Source organism: Nonomuraea sp. NPDC051941 (genome assembly GCF_044593615.1).
Window position 1 is genome coordinate 34875 of sequence record NZ_JBIUCF010000071.1, and the last position, 18006, is coordinate 52880.

An 18006-nucleotide genomic window follows, 5' to 3' on the forward strand; every position below is an offset into this window, starting at 1 on the left:
GCACCGCCACCGTAGATCGGGCCGGACGCGGGCACCAGCCAGGCGCTCGCCCGGCGACGTCCGCCCAGCTCAGCACGTGAAACTTTCAGCGCGTGAGGAGCCCCGGCACGGCGGCGTGCCGGGGCTCGGTCCGTTACGCCGGCAGCCAGGCCAGGGCGGCGGTGACCAGGGCCTCGACACCCATGGGCAGGGTGGGGAGGATCTGGGGCGCGAAGAAGGGCGAGTGGTTGCTGGGGACGTCCTCGCGCAGCCGGCCCTCCCGCTCGGCGCGGGCGTACAGGCCGGGGTCGGCGCCGCCGAGGCCCCAGAAGACCGACGGCGCGCCCGCCTCGGCGCCGAACAGGCCGAAGTCCTCGCTGCCCATCAGCGGCGCCATGGCCGGCACCCGCTCGGAGCCGAACCGGCCGGCGAACGCCTCGCGCACCCGGGCCGTGGCGTCGCCGTCGTTGACGGTCAGCGGGAAGGCGTTGAGCGTGCGGATCTCCGGCGGGCGGGGCGCGCCGGAGGCGGCCGCCTCGGCGTTGACCACGCGCTCCACGGCCGCCAGCAAGGTGCGGCGCACCTCGGGGGAGAACGAGCGCAGGTTGATCGTGATGGACGCCTCGTCGGGGATGATGTTCTCCTTGTGGCCCGCGTGGATCTGGGCCACCGTCAGCACCGCCCGCTCGAAGGGGGAGACCTCGCGCGAGACGACCGTCTGCAGGCGCATGACGGTCGAGGCGGCCAGGACGACCGGGTCGACGGTCCGCTCCGGCTGCGAGCCGTGCCCGCCCTGGCCGTACAGCCGGATCTCCATGCTGTCGGCGGCGGCCAGGATCTCGCCGGGGCTGATGAGCAGCGTCTCGGCCGGGTCGGGGAAGACGTGCTGGCCGAGCACGACGTCGGGCGTGCCGATCCGGTCGAACAGCCCGTCGTCCAGCATGGCCCGCGCCCCGGCCGCGATCTCCTCCGCCGGCTGGAACAGCGCCACGAGCGTGCCCCGCCACCGGTCCCGGCCGGCCGCCAGCAGCTGCGCCGCGCCGCTCAGGCACGTCACGTGCATGTCGTGGCCGCAGGCGTGCATGAGCGGCACCCCGTCGGGCGTGGTGGCGGTGCTCGCGTACGGCAGGCCCGTGGCCTCCAGCACCGGCAGCGCGTCCATGTCGGCCCGTAATGCCACCGTGGGGCCCTCGCCGTTGCGCAGCACGCCCGCCACGCCCGTGCCGCCGAGGCCCGTGACGACCTCGAACCCGGCCGCCCGCAGCCGCCCGGCGGCGATGCCCGCCGTGCGCTCCTCCTCGAAGGCGGGCTCGGGGTGCCGGTGCAGGTCCTGATACAGCTCGGCGAGCTCGCCGAGCGCCGGGCCCGCGAGCCCGGCCATGATCGCGTCGATGGCGTCCTGATCGCTCATGCCGACATCCGTTCCAGTTCGGTGATCTCTTGGACGAGGGTACGGCGGGCCGCGTCGCGCTGCTCGGGGGAGGGGGCTGTCCTGGGGAAGCCGGCCGGCAGCCCGGCCAGGACCGCGGTGTAGAGGGCCGTCCTGCGCGGGGTGCGGGCCGGGCCGGGGAGCCGGAACAGGGCGGCCACCAGGCGGTCGACGGCGGCGGTGTCGAACACCGACTCCCACGCCCGCCGCTCCGCCCCGCCGTCGTGGGCGCCCCGGTCCGGGCGGTGCTCGCGGCGGGCGTCCGCCGTGGCCGGGCCGTCCACGGCCAGGCCGCCGTCCGCCTCCGCCAGCAGCACGCCGTACGCGCGCGCCGCCGCCTCCCGGGAGACCACGCCCCGCTCCACGTCCCGCAGCACCGCCTCCGGATCCCTGGTGTACGGGTCGCCGTAGCCGCCCGCGCCCGAGGTCAGCAGCGTGACGACGTCACCGGGCTCCAGCGGCAGCACGTCGATCTTGAAGTGCCTGCGCTCCCGGGCCGTGCTCGGATTGACGATCAGCTCGGTGGCCGCGCCCGGGCCGCCGCCGCGCACGCCCCACGGGCGGAAGCACATCCGCTCCAGCCCCCGGGCCAGCAGCTTCGAGCCCTCCCCGCGCACCCGGAACGTCAGCTCCAGCCCGCACCCGCCGCGCCAGCGCCCGGCGCCTCCCGAATCGGTACGCAGCCCGTACCTGAGGATCTCGACCCCGATCTCCGTCTCGACGGTCTCGACCGGGTTGTTGGACAGGTTGGAGATGCCGCTGTCGCGGCCGTCCACCCCGTCGGCGCCGTCGCGGGCCCCCGTACCGCCCACCATCGGCTCCAGGACCTGCACGTTCTGGCCGGCGGCGCGCTGCTCGGCGACGACCACCGGCACCACCAGCCCGCTGGAGGCGGCCGGCAGCACGTGCGGGGCGGCCAGCCCGAGCGCGCCGCCGACGGCGTCGTTGACGCGGTTGGCCGAGGCGTGCCGCACGCCCACGGCGGCCGGGTGCACGGGGTTGACCAGCGAGCCCTCGGGCGTGGTGACGGTGATCGGCGCGATGAGCCCCGCGTTGAGCGCGATGCCGGGGTCGAGGGTGCAGATGAGCGCGAGCACCCTGGTGGTGATCCAGGCGTGCGGCCGGCCCAGGGTCGCGATGTTGAACGCCGCGGCGACCTGCGGATCCGTACCGGTGAAGTCGAGGTCCAGGTCGCCCGCGCGCAGCGTCGCGGTGACCGACAGGCGGACCGGCAGGCTGGAGACGGCGTCGTCGTCGAGGTAGTCCACGAAGCGGTGGGTGCCGTCGCCGAGCGCGGCCAGGGCGGCGCGTGCCTTGCCCGCGGTGTACTCGACCAGGTCGCGCTGCGCGTCGAGCACGGTGGCCAGGCCGTGCTGGGCGACGACCCCGGCCAGCCGCTCCCGGCCGGTGCGCAGCGCCGCGCGCATGGCCCTGATGTCGCCCAGGTTCGCCTCGGGGGTGCGGCTGTTGGCCGAGATCAGCGCCTCCACGTCGCGGCTCGGCTCCCCGGCGCGCACCAGCTTGACCGGCGGGATCTGCAGGCCCTCCTGGAAGATCTCGTCGTTGACCGGCGACAGGCTGCTCGGCACCCGGCCGCCGATGTCGGAGCAGTGGATGAACGCCCAGCCGTAGCCGACCAGCTCGCCCTCGTGGAAATACGGCTCGATGAGCTGGATGTCCGTCAGGTGGGTGGCCAGGCCGCCGGAGCGGTACGGGTCGTTGGTGATGATCACATCGCCGGGCTCCAGCGGGCCGGCGGCCTCGACGGTGGTCAGCACGTTCAGGCCGACGAAGCCGGAGACTCCGATGCCGCGCGGGTAGGCGACGAAGCCGCCGTCCAGGCCCGCGAAGGCGCAGCAGAAGTCGGCGGTCTCCTTGACGTACAGGGAGCGGCTGGTGCGCTGCAGGGTGAGGCACATCTCCTCGGTCATGGCGCTGAGCCGGTTGCCGACGATCTCCATGGTGACGGGGTCGAGCCGCACGTTCAGGCCTTCCGACGGGGGTTGCGGGCGCCGTCCGTCCGGCGCAGGTGCAGGTTGCCGGCCTCGTCCACGTCCGCCGACCAGCCGGGCGGCACGACCACGGTGGTGTCGTCCTGCTCGACGATCGCCGGGCCGTCGAACGCGTCCCCCACGCCGAGGGAGTCGCGCAGGTGGACGTGGGCGTCGTGCCAGGCGCCGGCCAGCAGGACCCGCCTGCTGGCCGTGGGACGGGGCGCGCCCGTGCCCGGGGGGACGGCGGCGGGCGGCAGCTCGGCCGCCGGACCGACCACGCCGAGCCTGGCGGTGCCGAGCTCGATGGTCGCGCTCGGGTCGCGGAAGCCGTACAGGCGCTCGTGCTCGGCGTGGAACGCCTCGGAGACCGCCTCGACGTCGAGGCGGTCCGGGTCGAGGGCGACGCGGAGCTCGTACGCCTGGCCGGAGTAGCGCAGGTCGGCCGCGAACGACAGCCGCCCCCGCAGCCGGGCCTCGCCGTCCTGCTCGGCCAGCCACTCCCGGGCCTGGGCGGACAGTTCGGCGAGCACGCCCGCCAGGCGGGTGGCGCTCGCGGCGTCCAGGGGGCGGCGCAGGCTGCGGGCGAAGTCGCGGCGCAGGTCGGCGCCCGCCGCGCCCAGGGCGCAGAACGTGGCGGCGGTCGGTGGGACCACGATGTGCGCGATCCCGACCTCCTCGGCGAGCATGGCGGCGTGCGTCGGGCCCGCGCCGCCGAACGGCACGAGCGCGAACCGCCGCGGGTCGAGCCCGCGCTGCGCCATGATCTTCTGCAGCTCGGTCGCCATCCCCGCCGTCGCCACCCGCAACGCCGACGCCGCCACCCGGTACGCGGCCACCTCGTCACCGGCGGCATCCGCCCCGGCGATGCCCGACAGGGCCTTGAGCGAGGCATCGGCGTCGAGGGGCATCCGGCCGCCGAGGAACGTGCGCGGGTCGATCAGCCCGGTCGCCAGGTAGCAGTCCGTCACCGTCGGCCGGTCGCCGCCCCGGCCGTACGCCGCCGGCCCGGGGTCGGCGCCCGCGCTGCCCGGCCCGACCTTGAGCACGCCCGGCCCGTCCACCCAGATGACCGACCCGCCCCCGGCCCCGATCGCGTGCACGGCCACGACCGGCACGATCAGGGGCAGCCCGCCCACCGTGGTGTGGGTGGCCAGTTCGGGCGACCCGTCCACGGACACGGCGATGTCGCTGCTGGTCCCGCCCATGTCGAAGGTGACGATGGCCCCCGCCCCCAGCCGGGCGGCCGCCGCCACCCCGGCGGCCGGGCCCGACAGCACGGTCTCGACGGGCCGCTCGGCGGCCGAGTGCAGGCTCATCGAGCCGCCGTTGGAGGCGCTGATGAAGATCGGCGCCGACACCCCGAGCCCGCGCACCCGGCTCTCCAGGCGGGCGAAGTAGTCGCGCATGAGCGGCTGGATGTAGGCGTTCATGCAGGCCACCAGGGCACGCTCGTACTCGCGTACCTCGGGCCACACGGTCGCCGAGGCCGTCACCGGCAACGCGGGCAGCCGCTCGCGCAGGCCCGCCGCGACGCCCTCCTCGAAGGCCGGGTCGGTGTAACCGTGCAGGATCACGACCGCCGTCGCGTCGGCCCCGGTTGCCCGCAGCCGCGCGGCGACGCGGTCCAGCTCGGCGGCGTCCGGCTCGGCCACGGGTTCGCCACGCGGGCCCAGCCGGGCGGAGATCTCGACGATGAGGTTGCGGGGGACGAGGGGCTCCTCCTTGCCCGCGTACAGGTCGAAGGAGGACGGCATGCGGCTGCGGCCGATCTCCAGGATGTCGCGGTAGCCCTCGGTCACGACCAGGGCGATGCGCGCGCCGCGCCGCTGGATGACGGCGTTCAGGCCGATCGTGGTGCCGTGGACGAGGCCCGCGATCTCGTCCGGCCGCAGGTCCGCGCGGGCGAGGAGGGCCGCCAGCCCGTCCGCGACCGCCAGGGACGGGTCGGCGGGCGTGCTCGGCTCCTTGTGGTGCACCACGAGGCCGCGGTCCGGCACGGAGGCCACGAGGTCGGTGAACGTTCCCCCGACGTCGATGCCGATCCGCGCGCCGGTCGCGCTCGCCGTATCCGTGCTTGTCACCGTGCTTGTCATAGGGCCTCCGAAATGCGAGCGAAGCGGTCCGCGACCACCATCACCACCACGCTCGCCGCCATGAGCAGCGTGGACACCGCGGCCATCGACGGGTCGAGCTGGTACTGCACGGCCGAGAAGATGCGCAGCGGCACCGTCGTGGTGTTCGCGCCCGCCACCAGGGCCGTGACGGCGACCTCGCCGAGCGAGGTGACCGCGGCGAGGATCGCGCCCGCGAGGATGCCGGGCCGCAGCAGCGGCAGCGTCACCGTGAGGAACACCCGGACCCGCCCGGCGCCCAGGCTCAGGGCGGCCCGCTCCAGCGCCGGGTCGAGCTGCGCGGCGCTCACCATGACCGCCCGCACCACGAACGGCAGCGCCACCAGCGAGTGCGCCGGCCACAGCCCGGTCACCGAGTTGACGAGGCCGACGCCGTGGAAGTAGTAGAGCAGGCCGAGCGCGACGATGATCTCCGGGACCATCAGCGGCGACAGCGCGAACCCCTGCAGCAGCCGCCGCCCGGGGAACGACCCCTGCGTCAGCCCGTACGCCGCCAGCGTCCCGATGACCACGGTCGTCGGCACCACCAGGAGCACCAACAGGCCGCTCAACCGGAACGAGACCTGCCAGTCGGGCGAGCCGAGCACCTCGGCGTACCAGCGCAGCGACAGCCCCGACGGCGGGAACGCCATTGAGCCCGCCCGGTTGAACGAGCTCGTCACCAGCACGACCAGCGGCGCGATCAGGAACAGGAACACCAGCGCCGCCAGGGCCGCGGCCACCAGCCGCACGATCCTGTCGTAACCCCGCTCACCCATGAAGGCGCCTCTCCCAGATCCGGAACACGCCCGCCAGCAGCCCCGTGGACACGACCGTCAGCGCGAGCAGCGCGAAGCTCAGCGCCGCCGCCACCGGGTAGTCGAACACCGTCGTCACCTGGTCGTAGACCCGGATGCCGGTCAGCGGCTGGGTCACCCCGCCGACCAGCAGCGGCGTGATGTAGATGCCCATGGCCAGCGCGAAGACGATGAGGGCGCCGGTGACCGCGCCGGGCAGGCTGAGCGGGACCGTGACCCGCAGGAACGTCCTGACCGGCCCGGCTCCGAGCGTCTGCGAGGCCCGGTGCAGGTTGCGGTCCAGCCCGCCGAGCGCCGTCGTGAGTGGGATGATCGCGAACGGCAGCAGCACGTGCGTCACCGCGACCACGACGGCCGGGTAGCTGGTGAGCAGCTGGGCGGGCTGGTCACGCAGCCCGGAGGCGACGAGCGTCCGGTTGACGAGCCCGTTGCCGGACAGCAGCACGACCCATCCGTAGGTGCGTACGACCACGCTGGTCAGCAGTGGCGAGATCACGATGACGAACAGCAGGGTCCGCACGACGCCGGGCCGCCGGCGGGCCAGGAAATACGCGGCCGGGTACGCCAGCGTCACGCACAGCACCGCCACCAGGAGCGCGGTGGCCAGGGTCCGGAGCAGGGAGCCGTAGAAGTACGGCTCGGTGAACACCCGGGCGTACTGCCCGAAGGTGAATCCGGGCAGCGCCGCGTTGAAGGCGTCGACGGGGCTGAAGCTGAGCCGCAGCAGCCCAACGAGGGGGACCAGGAACAGCGCGGCCAGGAAGGCGACGAGCGGCAGGACGTACGGCAGGCCCGCCCACCGGCGTGTCATGGCGCCTCCGTTTCCAGGAGGATGACGTCGGCCGGATCCCAGTGCGCGAGCACGGACGTGCCGGCGCCGGGCGGGTCCTCGGCGCCCGCGCCGGTGTCGGCGACCTGCACGCTCAGGGTGCGCCCGTCGGCCAGTCGCACCTCCACGTGCCAGGCGTCCCCGGCGAAGGCCCGATACTCCACTGTCCCGGCCACGCCGCCGGCCACTGGGCCGGCCACTGGGCCCGGTGTGGTCAGGCGGATGCGTTCGGGGCGGACGGCGACGACGGCGCGCCCGCCCGGCCGCAGCGACAGGAGGCCGCACTCGACGACGATCCCGCCGGAGTCGAGCGCGCCCGAGCCGGTCACCGTGCCCTCCAGCACGTTGGCCGCGCCGATGAACTGCGCGACGAACCGGGTCGCCGGCCGCCGGTAGACCTCGTCGGGGGTGCCGAGCTGCTCGACCCGGCCGCCGTTCATGACGGCCACCCGGTCGGACAGCGCGAGCGCCTCCTCCTGGTCGTGCGTGACGAAGACCATGGTGGTGCCGATGCGCCGCTGGATGGCGCGCAGCTCCACCCGCATCTCCCTGCGCAGCTTGGCGTCCAGGTTGGACAGCGGCTCGTCCAGCAGCAGCACGGCGGGCCGGATGGCCAGGGCGCGGGCGAGGGCGACCCGCTGCTGCTGCCCGCCGGACAGCCGGCCGGGCCGCCGCCCGGCGTACCCCTCCAGGCCGACCAGGCTCAGCGCCTCCCGCACCCGCTCGTCCCGCTCCCGCCGGTCGAGCCGGCGCACGCGCAGCCCGTACGCCACGTTGGCGGCCACGGTCATGTGCGGGAAGAGCGCGTAGTTCTGGAACACCATGCCCAGGCCCCGCCGGTACGGGGGCCGCCGGGTCACGTCGGAGCCGTCGATCACGATCCGCCCGGCCGTGGGCTGGACGAACCCGGCGACGCAGTTGAGCAGCGTCGTCTTGCCGCAGCCGCTGGGCCCGAGGATCGACAGGAACTCGCCCTTGCGGATCGACAGCCGGTCCAGGTCGAGCACGCGCGCGCCGTCGTACCCGGCGGCGAGCCCTTCGATCTCGACGTGCCCGCCGCCTTCTTCCGGGGTCAGCCGAAGATCTGGTTCCACCGCTGCTGCCATTCGTTCAGCTTCGGGGTGGCGACCGCGTAGTCCACCCAGATGAACTTCTTGAAGACGTCGGGACCGTGCTTCACCTTCTGCTCGAACGGCTCGCTGTAGGAGATCGAGTCGTTGCCCGCGGCGTACCAGGTGCCCTCGGCGAACGGCTTCTGGTTCTGCGCGGCCGTCAGGTGGTCGAGGAACTTGTTCGCCAGGTCGCTCTTCTGCGTCCCCGCGGCGATGAAGTACGAGGTCAGCGCGCCGACGGGGCCGGACTTGGGGTAGGTGAAGCCGATCGGGGAGCCGGCCTGGGCCATGGCGAAGGCGCGGCCGTCCCAGAAGGGCATGATCCAGGCGTCGCCGTTCTCGATGACGGTGGCGGCGTTGCCCGCGTTGGCGGGGAAGGAGGACACGCAGCCCTTCAGCGTCGCGAGCTTGTCGAACGCCTTGTCCACGGCGGCCGGGTCGGACAGCGTGCCGCCCTGGGAGGTGACCAGGGCGGAGAAGAACTCCAGGCCGGGGTTGTAGGTGAGCGGCGGGAGGGCGACGTGGCCGCAGTACTGCTTGTCGAAGATGTCCGCCCAGTCCGCGGGCGGCGTCTTGATCTTGTCGGTGCGGTAGAGGAGGCCGGTGGAGCCGGTGGTCAGCGGCACTCCGTACTGCTTGCCGTCGTACGCGGACTTGCCGGCGAGCACCGGGTCCAGCTCCTTGAAGTGCGCGAGCCCGTCGGTGGCCAGCGGCTGGAGCAGCCCGGCGGAGGCCGCGGGCAGCGACGCGTCCGGCGTGAACGCGATGACGTCGAACGGCGGGTTCTTGCCGTCGGCCGCGCGCAGCTTGGTGAGCCATTCGGCGTTCGCGCCGTAGACGAGATTCACCTTGGCGCCGGTGTCGCGTTCGAACGGCTCCACGAACGACTTCTTGAACAGCTCTCCCCACGCGCCCGCGAACGCGGTCACCGTGAGCTCCTGCTTCGCCGCGCCGCCGGTGCCCGTGGAGCCGCCGGTAGAGCCGCCCGTGTCGACGCCGCCGCAGGCCGTGACCGCCAGCGCGACCACCATGCCCAGTCCCGCGAGGCGAGTGAATCCGCCCTTCATCTTTCCCTTTCCTTTTCGAGCAGCCGGCCAAGGGCGCAGGGCAGCACGACTCGACATCCGCGCTTGCCGCCGGCAGCACCATTCGGCTCGACGACCGTGTCATCACCCGGGGCACCCCGCCGCGGTGGGAGGGTTGCCGTCCAGCAAGCCGGGGCTTCGCACTGGACTCGTGACATAAGCGACTATATCAGTAGGATTTACCTGGATATGGCACGAGGTGATGCTTAGTGGCTTTTGTCTCTTTTGCGCGAGGGTGTGCTCAGCCGTTGACCAGGGCGTCGCCGAGGGGCGTGCGCGCGTACAGGACGCCGCGGCCGACGCGGGTGCCCGCGATCAGGCCCGTCCTGCGCAGCGCCGCCAGATGGCCGCCCGTGGTGCCCAGGCTCTGCCCGAGCAGGGCCGCGAGCTGGGTGGTGGTGGCGGGCTCGGCCAGCTCGGCGAGGATGCGGGCGCGGCTGCGGCCGATCAGGGCCGACAGGTCGGCGTCGGCCGCGGCGGGCACGGCCGCGGCGCCCCTCGCGGGGTAGATCATCGCGTACGGCCAGGCGGCCTCCAGATAGGCGCCGACGGCGGTCGTGAACGCCGACGGCAGGAAGAGCAGCCCCTTGCCGCCGAGCCGGCGCAGCCCGTGGAGGCTGGTCAGCTCGACCTCGATCTGCCCCCGGGGCCGCCAGTGGACCTGCGGGCTGAGGTCCTCCAGCGCCGCCGCCCAGCCGTAGGCCGCCAGCCGTCCCGCCCGATGGGCGACGTCGCGCTGCAGGATCGCGCGGAAGCGCGGCCAGTCGTGGGAGACGATCTCCGTCCAGAGCGCCTCGTACGCGTCGGCGAACCGCCCTACCACCCGCGGTCCCGCCAGCAGCTTCCTGACCCCGCCCGCCGCCGGCCGCCCGGCGAGCGCCCGGGCGATCTCCGCGTGCGCCTGCTCCAGCGGCGTCCTGCGCATGGCGGCCAGCTCCGCCTCGAACGGCACGTCCACCGCCGTCGGCGGCGGGGCGATGAAGGCGACGTTCGTGCCGCGCCGGTTGCCGCTGATCGCGTCCGCGGCCCGCAGCACGGGGTGGGCACGTTCGAGCTCCCGGTACGTGCCCCGCCACCGCGCGGCCCACCGGCCGTGGACGCCCGCCTCCAGCCGGCCCGCCAGCACCCACTGCGCGTGCATGGTCTCGATCAGCGGCGAGATCGCGAACCTGGTGGCCACCAGGTCCTGCGGGGTGACCTCGATTCTTACGGGCACCTTTCGGTTATATCCGAAAGAGTCGCCAGCTCGCCGGTCCGGTCCGCACCATCGTGGACGTGAATGGGGCGACGTTCGGCGAGGTGTTCGCCGTCAAGGAGTTCCGGGTCCTGTTCGGCAGCTTCGCGCTGCTGGTCGGCGGGGACTCGATCAAGATGCTGGCTTTGTCCGTGCTGGTCTATGAGCGGACCGGCTCGGCCGGCCTGTCGGCCGCCGCGTACATGGCCGGCTGGCTGCCGTTCATCGTGGGCGGGCTGTTGCTGCTCTCGCTGGCCGACCGGCTGCCGCCGCGGGCGCTGATGGTGGCCGGCGAGGTGGTCAGGGCGGTGACGTGCCTGCTGCTGGCCTACGCGGGGTTGCCGGTCTGGGCGATGCTGGCGCTGGTGCTGGTCACGGGGCTGTTCACGCCGGTCTTCTTCGCCGCGCGGGCGGCGATGCTGCCCGACGTGCTGCCCGGCGACGCGTTCGTGCTCGGGCGGTCGGTCCTGAACGTGGCCTCCGCGAGCGCGCAGATCGCCGGGCTGGCGGCCGGGGGCGCGTTCCTGGCCGTCGCCGGGCCCTCGGGGGCGCTGGCCACGACCGCGGGCCTGGCCGCGGTGGCCGCCGTGGTGCTGCGGGCCGGACTGCCGTACCGGCCCGCCCGGGGCACGGCGCGGGCGGGCGCGGTGCGCCAGACGCTGCGGGTCAACCGGCGGCTGCTGGCCGATGGGCGGGTGCGGGGGCTGCTGCTGGCGGGGTGGCTGCCGTGCGTGTTCCTGGCCGGGGCCGAGGCCATGGTCGTGCCCTATCTGGGCGGGCAGGGGCAGGCCGGGGTGGTGCTCGCGGCGGCGGCCGGCGGGATGGCGGTGGGGGAGTTCGCGGTGGGCAGGTTCGCCGCGCCGGGGCTGCGCGAGCGGCTGTCGTTTCCGCTGGCGGTGCTGCTCGGCGTGCCCTGGGTGGGGTTCGCGCTCGGGCCGGGGATGGCGTGGGCCGCCATGCTGGCCGCGGTGGCGACCGCGGGGCTGTCGTACCAGCTGGGGTTGCAGCGGCGGTTCGTGGAGTCGGTGCCCGAGGAGGTGCGGGGGCAGGCGTTCGGGCTGCAGTCGTCCGGGCTGATGACGGGGCAGGCGGCCGGGGCGGCGCTGGTCGGGGCGCTCGGAGAGGTGATCGCGCCCGGGCCCGCGATCGCGGTGGCGGGCGGTGCCGGGGTCCTGGTCGCGCTGGCGCTGGCGGGCGTGCTGCGCCCGGGCGGTACGCGCGAAGCGGCCCCCCACCTCTGACCGGCCGTTGAGCGCGCGGCGGGCCCGGCTGCCGAGCTCGCGCAGCCCCGCCGCTGACCGGCCGCACCCTCGGCACGGGCGCGGAAAACCCCCCGCGATCGGGCGTGTCCCGGCTATATGGTGCCGTTCGTGGACACTCTGGAAAGCCTCGTCATCGCCCGGCGGCTGCGCGTGCCCATCGGCGCCGCGCCCGCCGGATCCGGGTCCGGCTGGGGGGAGACCGCCGCCCGCCAGCTCGACGCGGCGCTGCTCAGCGTCGGCTTCACGTGCTCGGCCGCGCTGCTCGAGCGGCTGTCCGGGCTGCGCGGCGAGACCGTGGTCGACCTCGGCGTCCGCATCCTTGCCGCCGTCCGCACGCTCGTGGGTGATCACGTCCGGCACAACGCGTACTTCCTCGACTTCCCCAAGAACGTGCCTGACACCCTGGAGTTCTGGGCCGGGCTGCTGCGCGAGGCCCTGCTCGACCCGGTCGCCGCCGCCCGCGTCGAGACCTCGGCGCTCAACCTGCTCTCCCTGCCTGGCTACGGCCGTTACCAACATACCTACGCCGACCTGCTGGCCGCGCACGCCGAGCTGATCCCGCTGGCCGGGGACCGGGTGACCGTGCTGGAGCTGGGCGGGAGCCTGGAGTCGGAGGCGCGGGAGCTCTACTTCTCGCTGGCGGGCTCCGAGGTGCCCCTGGCCGCCGAGGACCTGGCCGCGCTGCGCCTGCTGGCCGGGTTCTGCGCCGACGAGCCCGAGCGCGTCCCCGTGCGCGAGAACCGCGCGATCGTCAACGAGGTCCGGCTGGCCGAGGGCCGGCCGCTGCTGGTCGACACCGTGACCGACGTGCTCCGGCTCGCCTGCGGCTGCTCCGGCGGCGATGTCGCGCTGGCCGAGCCCACCAGGTTCCGCTCGTTCCGCCGGGCCGAGCGCCGCGCCCTGCTGGGAGCCCTGGACGCGGTCGCCTCCCCGGCCAGGCTCGGCGACGTGCCGCGCCACCGGGAGGAGTGGAAGCGGCTCGGCGAACGGCTGCACCCCCACGAGTACCCGCAGTTCCCGCGCGCCCGGGCCGTCTTCGAAACCGCCAGGGGCACGCGCCCGGCCCCGAGCCTGGACGGCCGGGTCGAGACCGCCCTGTCGGCGGGCCGCACCGCCGAGGCGGTGAAGCTGCTGGAGCAGGCCCCCGGCGCGCTGCTGCGCCGCCTCGACCACCTGCTGCGGATCGGCCTGTCCACGTCGGCCGTGCTGGATGCCGCGGAAGGGGCCGCCTCGGGCGCCTCCGGCCGCGTCCTGCTGTCGCTGCGGGAGCATCTGCAGAACCGGCTCGCCCCCGTCGCGGGCCGCGTCTTCGTCAACCGGCAGGGCAGGGCGTGGGCGGCCCCCGACTCCCGCTCGCCGCTGGAGGAGGAGGCCCTGGCGCGGGCGCTGGCCATCCTGGACGAGGAGATCGCCCGCCGCCTCCCCGACCCCGGCGAGCTGATCGTCGACCCCGACGTGCTCGACGTCGCCCTGCCGCTGTCCGGCAAGGCCGTCGTGCCCGGGCTGGGCCTGCTGCCCCGGGGCTCGGTGTCGGCGGTGGACGGCGAACTGCTCAGGTTCTTCGTCCACTGGCGCGAGGCCCGGCAGCGCACCGACTACGACCTGTCCGCGCTCATGCTCGACGCCTCCTACGACGACCCGACGCACATTTCCTGGACGAACTACACCAACGACTTCGCCCACTACTCCGGCGACCTCACCGAGGCGCCCGAAGGCGCGTCCGAGTTCATCGACATCCGGCTCGCCGCCGCGACCCAGCCGATCATCATCCCGCAGGTGAACATCTACGACGGGGAAGCGTTCGACGAGGCCGCCGAGGCGTTCTTCGGCTACATGACCAGGGACGCCGCGCAGGAAGGCAGGCCGTTCGAGCCGCGTACCGTGCGCATGAAGTCGGACCTGCGCGGCTCCGGCCGGATCGCCTTGCCGCTCGTCTTCCTGCGCGGCGCCGACGGCGGCTGGCTGGTGAAGTGGCTGCACCTCTACCTGAAGGGCCACCCCGGCTTCAACCAGGTGGAGGGCAACCGCGTCAGCGCCTCCCTGCTGGTGCGCTCCATCGTCGAACGCGACTTCCTGCGCGTCCGCTACCTGGCCGACCTGCTGCGCGCGAAGAGCACGCCGGCCGGGCCCACCACCTACATCGGGCTGGAGGCGCCGACCGGCCTCCCGGAGGGGGCGCGGGTCTACACCCCGGGCACGCTGCACGAGCTGATCCCCGCCTGACACGACCGGCCGCACGACCGGGCCGGGCCTTCTGCTAGCGTTGGCCGTGACGCGGGGTGCCCGGGCTGCCGGGCTGAGATCACACCCGTCGAACCTGATCTAGTTCGCACTAGCGAAGGGACGTCATCGGTGACCTTCTGTGAGAAAATCTGGGCGCGCACGGCCACGCTGCTCGAGGCGATCCACGACCACCCGTTCAACGCCGCGCTCGGCGACGGCACCCTCGATCGCGAGCGATTCGCGTTCTACCTGGTCCAGGACGGGCGCTACCTGGTGGCCTACGCCAAGGTCCTCGCGACCGCCTCGGCCCGCGCCGGCTCCCCGGCCGACGCCGCGTTCTTCGCGCAGAGCGCGCACACGGCGCTCGTCGTCGAGCGGGCCCTGCACACCGGCTATCTGGAGGAGTTCGGGCTGACGGCCGGCGAGACGGCGGCCGTCGCCACCTCGCCGACCTGCCTGGCCTACTCCTCCTACCTCCAGGCCACGGCCCTGGCCGCCCCGTTGCCCGTGCTCGCCGCCGCCGTGCTGCCGTGCTTCTGGGTCTACCAGGACGTCGGCGCGGCGCTGCTCGAACGTACGGCGGGCGCGGCCGACCACCCGTACCGGACCTGGATCGGCACCTACTCCGACCCCGCCTTCGCCGCCTCGGTGGAGCAGGCCAAGGCCATCACCGACCGGCTGGCCGAGAGCGCCGACCCCGAGACGCGCCGGGCGATGGACGAGGCGTTCTGCCGGGCCACCGAGTACGAGTGGATGTTCTGGGACAGCGCCTGGCGCCTGGAGACCTGGCCCACGGGACAATGGCTCCGGCCGCAGCTCACGCGAACGACTCGCTGAGCTCCCTGCGCAGCTCACGGGCCTGATGGAGGTAATGGGTGGCCAGCGCGGTGCGGCCGGACGAGCGGTACAGCTCGCCGAGCGTCTGGTACGTGTCCGCCTCCCCGCTGCGGTCCCCCAGTTGCTGGAAGATCACCAGGGAGCGCTCCAACTGGTCGGAGCCGTCCGAACGGTCGCCCCTGGCCACCTGGAGCCCGCCCAGGTTCCGCATGGCGTACGCGCCGCAGTGGCGGTCGCCGAGCGCCTCGAAGATGCCCAGCGCGTGCCCCTGGTAGCGCATGGCCCGGTCCGACTGGGCGAACAGGTCGTACATGCGGCCGAGCTGCATCGACACGCAGCCCTCGCGGTGGGCGTCGCCGAGCTCCTCGGCCAGCCGCAGCGCGTCCCCCAGCCACCGGGACGCCTGCTGCAGGTCCCGCAGCGACAGGTAGACGCGCCCGATCGCCTGCCGCGCGTACGCCTCGCCGCTGCGGTCGCCGATGGCCAGGAACATGGCCAGCGCCTGCCGAAAGGACGCGAGCGCCTTGAGATGCCGGTTGGAGAACTGGCTGACCGCCGCCAGCCCGCAGATCGAGATGGCCTCGCTCCGCGTGTCGCCCAGCTCGTGGAAGATGGCGCGGGCCCGCCTGAACATGTCCTCGGCCTCGGCGTACCGGTCCTGGTAGAGGCAGACCTGGGCCAGGCCGCGCAGCATGGCGGCCTCCCCGAGGCGGTCGCCGGCCGCGCGGGCGCTGTCGAGGGCGAGGCGGTGCGTCAGCTGCCACTCGTCCAGGAGGCAGTGCAGGTCGAAGTACGGGACCAGGGTGGCGGCCAGTCCCCACGCCGACTGGGCCAGGCCCGCGCCGGCGGCGAGCTGTACGGCCTCGACCAGGGACTCCCGCTCGGCGTCGAACCACGACAGCGGCCGGGCGGTCAGGCGGCCGAGGGTCTCCCGCTCCAGGCTCCAGCGGGGCGCGAGGTCGGACGTCAGCCCGAAGAGAGTGGTGGGCAGCCGCAGGGAGGCGTGCTCGGCGGCGGTCAGCCAGCCGCCGAGCACCCGGGCCAGCGCGTGCCGCTCGTCACCGCCCGCCTTCTCCTTGGCGGCGCAGCGGATCAGGTCGTGGAGCCGGTAGCGGGGCTGGCCGACGTGGTCGGTGCCGGCCAGCCGCAGGAGGTTCGCGTCCACCAGGGTGTCTACGACGGCGTCGGCCCGGGGCCGGTCGAGCACGGCGTCGGCCACCCAGCCGGGGACGGACTGCTCGCCGAGCAGGCCGATCGCGCGGAAGGCCAGGGCGGCGTCGTCGGACAGCCGCCGGTAGCTGAGCTCGAACGAGCCGCGTACCTCCAGGTCGCCGGCGCGTAACTCGTCGAGGCGGCCGGCCTCGTCCTCCAGCCGCTGCCGCAGCACGCCCAGCGACCAGCCGGGCCGTCCGGACAGCCGGGCCCCGGCCACGCGGACGGCCAGCGGTAAGTGGCCGCAGGAGCGCACGATCGCCCGGGCGGCCTCGCGTTCCTCGGCCACCCGCTCGGGGCCGACGATCCGGCCCAGGAGCTGCTCGGCCTCCGCGGGCGGCAGCACGTCGAGTTCGAGCTGGAGCGCGCCGGGCAGCTCGGCGATCCGCCGTCGGCTCGTGACGAGCACCGCGCTGCCGCTGCCGGGGAGCAGGGCGCGTACCTGGGCGGTGTCGGCGGCGTCGTCGAGGAGGACCAGCATCGGGCGCTCGGACAGCAAGGAGCGGTACAGCGAGGCCCGCTCGCGCACGGTCGGCGGCAGAGCCGGCTCCGCGACGCCCAGCGCGCGCAGCGCCTCGGCCAGGAGGGCGAGCGGGTCGGCGGGTTCGGAGTCGGTGCCGCCCAGGCACAGGTAGAGCTGGCCGGCGGGGTAGCCCGCCCGTAACGCGTGGGCGCAGTGCACGGCCAGCGCGGACTTGCCCACCCCCGGCGGTCCGGTCACCACGGCGATCGCGGGCGGCCCGTCCGGCCGGTGGGCCTCGGGGGACAGGGCGCGCGTCACGGCCGCGATGTCCTGCGCCCTACCGGTGAAGTCCGGCACGTCCGCGGGGAGCTGGTGGGGCGCCGCCGCGACAGGCGCGGGCGGGGCGTCGCCCGCCAGCACGGACGCGTGCACGTCGCGTAATTCCTGCCCCGGCTCGATGCCCAGCTCGTCCACGAGCTGCCGTCTGATCGTGGCGTAGGCGTTCAGGGCCTCGGCCCGCCGGCCGCTGTGGTGCAGGGCGAGGATCAGCTGCTGCCACAGGTCCTCGCGGTAGGGGTGCTCGCCGATCAGGTCGCGCAGGTCGTCGATCGCGGCGGCGTGCTCGCCTCGGGCCAGTTTCAGCCCCACCAACTCCTCGACCGCGGCCAGCCGGGCCTGGGTGAGCGCGCGCAGCCGCCCGTCCCACAGCGCGCTGGCGGGCAGGTCGCCGAGCGGGGTGCCGCGCCACAACGCCAGCGCCCGGCGTAAGTGCTCCGCCGCCTCCTCGGTACGCCCCGCCGCCCGCGCCCTGGCCACCAGGTCCTCGAACTCCAGGGCGTCCAGCCGCCCCGTGTCGAGCTGCATCACGTAACCGGAGGGCCGGGCCTCGATCTGGACGCCGGCCGAGCGCAGCGTGCTCACGTAGGTGCGCAGGTTGGCCACGGCCGACGACGGCTGCGTCCGGGGCCACAGCACCTCGACGAGCGCCTCCGAGCTGACCACCTCGTTGGCCTCCAGCAACAGCGAGGCGAGCAGGAGCCTGGGCTTCCTGCCCGCGATGCGTAGGGGCCCTTCCGGGACCCGGACCTGCAGCGGCCCAAGAACACTGAATACGGGCTGTTCAACCACCATGACCGCGCGTTCTCCTGAGCTGGGCGCCGTGCGAGGGCGTCCGTTGGTGAAGCGTTCAAGCTGGAAGGGCCTTTATACCGATTTTGGATGTTCTTTGTATGCCGGACTCGCAATCTTGATCCCCAGCAAGAGCGCTTCGGAAGATCTAACGGACAAGATTCGCGGCTCCGGCGGGCATCGCCCCTCGCTGCCCGCAGAAAGGTATCCGCATGAGAACCAGAGGGGTGCTTACGGCCGGGCTCGCCCTGCTCTTCAGCCTCACGACCGGCCCGATCGCGACGGCCTGG

The 18006-nt window shown here is 74.0% G+C and carries 12 protein-coding genes and 2 riboswitches; of the genes, 3 read left to right on the forward strand and 9 right to left on the reverse strand.

The window, feature by feature from the left end:
* Positions 1 to 133: 133 nt before the first annotated feature.
* The 8 genes from ACIHFD_RS61350 to ACIHFD_RS61385 all read right to left on the reverse strand — a co-directional run bounded on the left by ACIHFD_RS61350 (position 134) and on the right by ACIHFD_RS61385 (position 10573).
* Positions 134 to 1390, reverse strand: a complete 1257-nt coding sequence (locus ACIHFD_RS61350) for an amidohydrolase (protein ID WP_397374847.1) — start codon at positions 1388 to 1390, stop codon at positions 134 to 136.
* A complete protein-coding gene (locus tag ACIHFD_RS61355) occupies positions 1387 to 3390 on the reverse strand; it encodes a hydantoinase B/oxoprolinase family protein (protein WP_397374848.1) in 2004 nt (667 codons plus the stop codon). Before ACIHFD_RS61355 ends, ACIHFD_RS61350 begins: the two co-directional genes overlap by 4 nt.
* Before the next feature lie 2 nt (positions 3391 to 3392).
* Positions 3393 to 5483 (reverse strand): hydantoinase/oxoprolinase family protein, encoded by a 2091-nt coding sequence (locus ACIHFD_RS61360; RefSeq protein ID WP_397374849.1) that lies wholly within the window; start codon positions 5481 to 5483, stop codon positions 3393 to 3395.
* A gap of 8 nt (positions 5484 to 5491) precedes the next feature.
* Positions 5492 to 6292, reverse strand: a complete 801-nt coding sequence (locus ACIHFD_RS61365) for an ABC transporter permease (RefSeq protein WP_397374850.1) — start codon at positions 6290 to 6292, stop codon at positions 5492 to 5494.
* Complete coding sequence (locus ACIHFD_RS61370) at positions 6285 to 7142, reverse strand: ABC transporter permease (protein WP_397374851.1); 858 nt, start codon at positions 7140 to 7142, stop codon at positions 6285 to 6287. Before ACIHFD_RS61370 ends, ACIHFD_RS61365 begins: the two co-directional genes overlap by 8 nt.
* A complete protein-coding gene (locus ACIHFD_RS61375) occupies positions 7139 to 8254 on the reverse strand; it encodes an ABC transporter ATP-binding protein (RefSeq protein ID WP_397374852.1) in 1116 nt (371 codons plus the stop codon). Before ACIHFD_RS61375 ends, ACIHFD_RS61370 begins: the two co-directional genes overlap by 4 nt.
* On the reverse strand, positions 8233 to 9339 hold the full coding sequence (locus ACIHFD_RS61380; RefSeq protein ID WP_397374853.1) for a PotD/PotF family extracellular solute-binding protein: 1107 nt from the start codon (positions 9337 to 9339) through the stop codon (positions 8233 to 8235). Before ACIHFD_RS61380 ends, ACIHFD_RS61375 begins: the two co-directional genes overlap by 22 nt.
* A gap of 54 nt (positions 9340 to 9393) precedes the next feature.
* Positions 9394 to 9514: riboswitch (SAM riboswitch) on the reverse strand.
* A gap of 84 nt (positions 9515 to 9598) precedes the next feature.
* Positions 9599 to 10573: a helix-turn-helix domain-containing protein gene (locus ACIHFD_RS61385; protein WP_397374854.1), complete on the reverse strand. Its 975-nt coding sequence runs from the start codon at positions 10571 to 10573 to the stop codon at positions 9599 to 9601.
* A gap of 59 nt (positions 10574 to 10632) precedes the next feature.
* On the opposite strand from ACIHFD_RS61385, the gene ACIHFD_RS61390 reads away from it, so the two are divergent.
* The 3 genes from ACIHFD_RS61390 to tenA all read left to right on the forward strand — a co-directional run bounded on the left by ACIHFD_RS61390 (position 10633) and on the right by tenA (position 14913).
* Positions 10633 to 11832, forward strand: a complete 1200-nt coding sequence (locus ACIHFD_RS61390) for an MFS transporter (protein ID WP_397374855.1) — start codon at positions 10633 to 10635, stop codon at positions 11830 to 11832.
* A gap of 129 nt (positions 11833 to 11961) precedes the next feature.
* Positions 11962 to 14076 carry a hypothetical protein gene (locus tag ACIHFD_RS61395; RefSeq protein ID WP_397374856.1) on the forward strand — a complete coding sequence of 705 codons (2115 nt, stop codon included), beginning with the start codon at positions 11962 to 11964 and terminating at the stop codon, positions 14074 to 14076.
* Positions 14077 to 14118: 42 nt separating this feature from the next.
* Positions 14119 to 14214, forward strand: a riboswitch (TPP riboswitch).
* Positions 14206 to 14913 (forward strand): thiaminase II, encoded by a 708-nt coding sequence (gene tenA / locus ACIHFD_RS61400; RefSeq protein ID WP_350742943.1) that lies wholly within the window; start codon positions 14206 to 14208, stop codon positions 14911 to 14913. Its footprint overlaps the riboswitch before it by 9 nt.
* Here the strand turns inward: tenA and ACIHFD_RS61405 are convergent.
* Positions 14894 to 17719, reverse strand: coding sequence for a BTAD domain-containing putative transcriptional regulator (locus ACIHFD_RS61405; protein ID WP_397374857.1), 2826 nt, complete (start codon positions 17717 to 17719; stop codon positions 14894 to 14896). The two genes, tenA and ACIHFD_RS61405, sit on opposite strands and share 20 nt — an antisense overlap.
* Between the last annotated feature and the right edge of the window lie 287 nt (positions 17720 to 18006).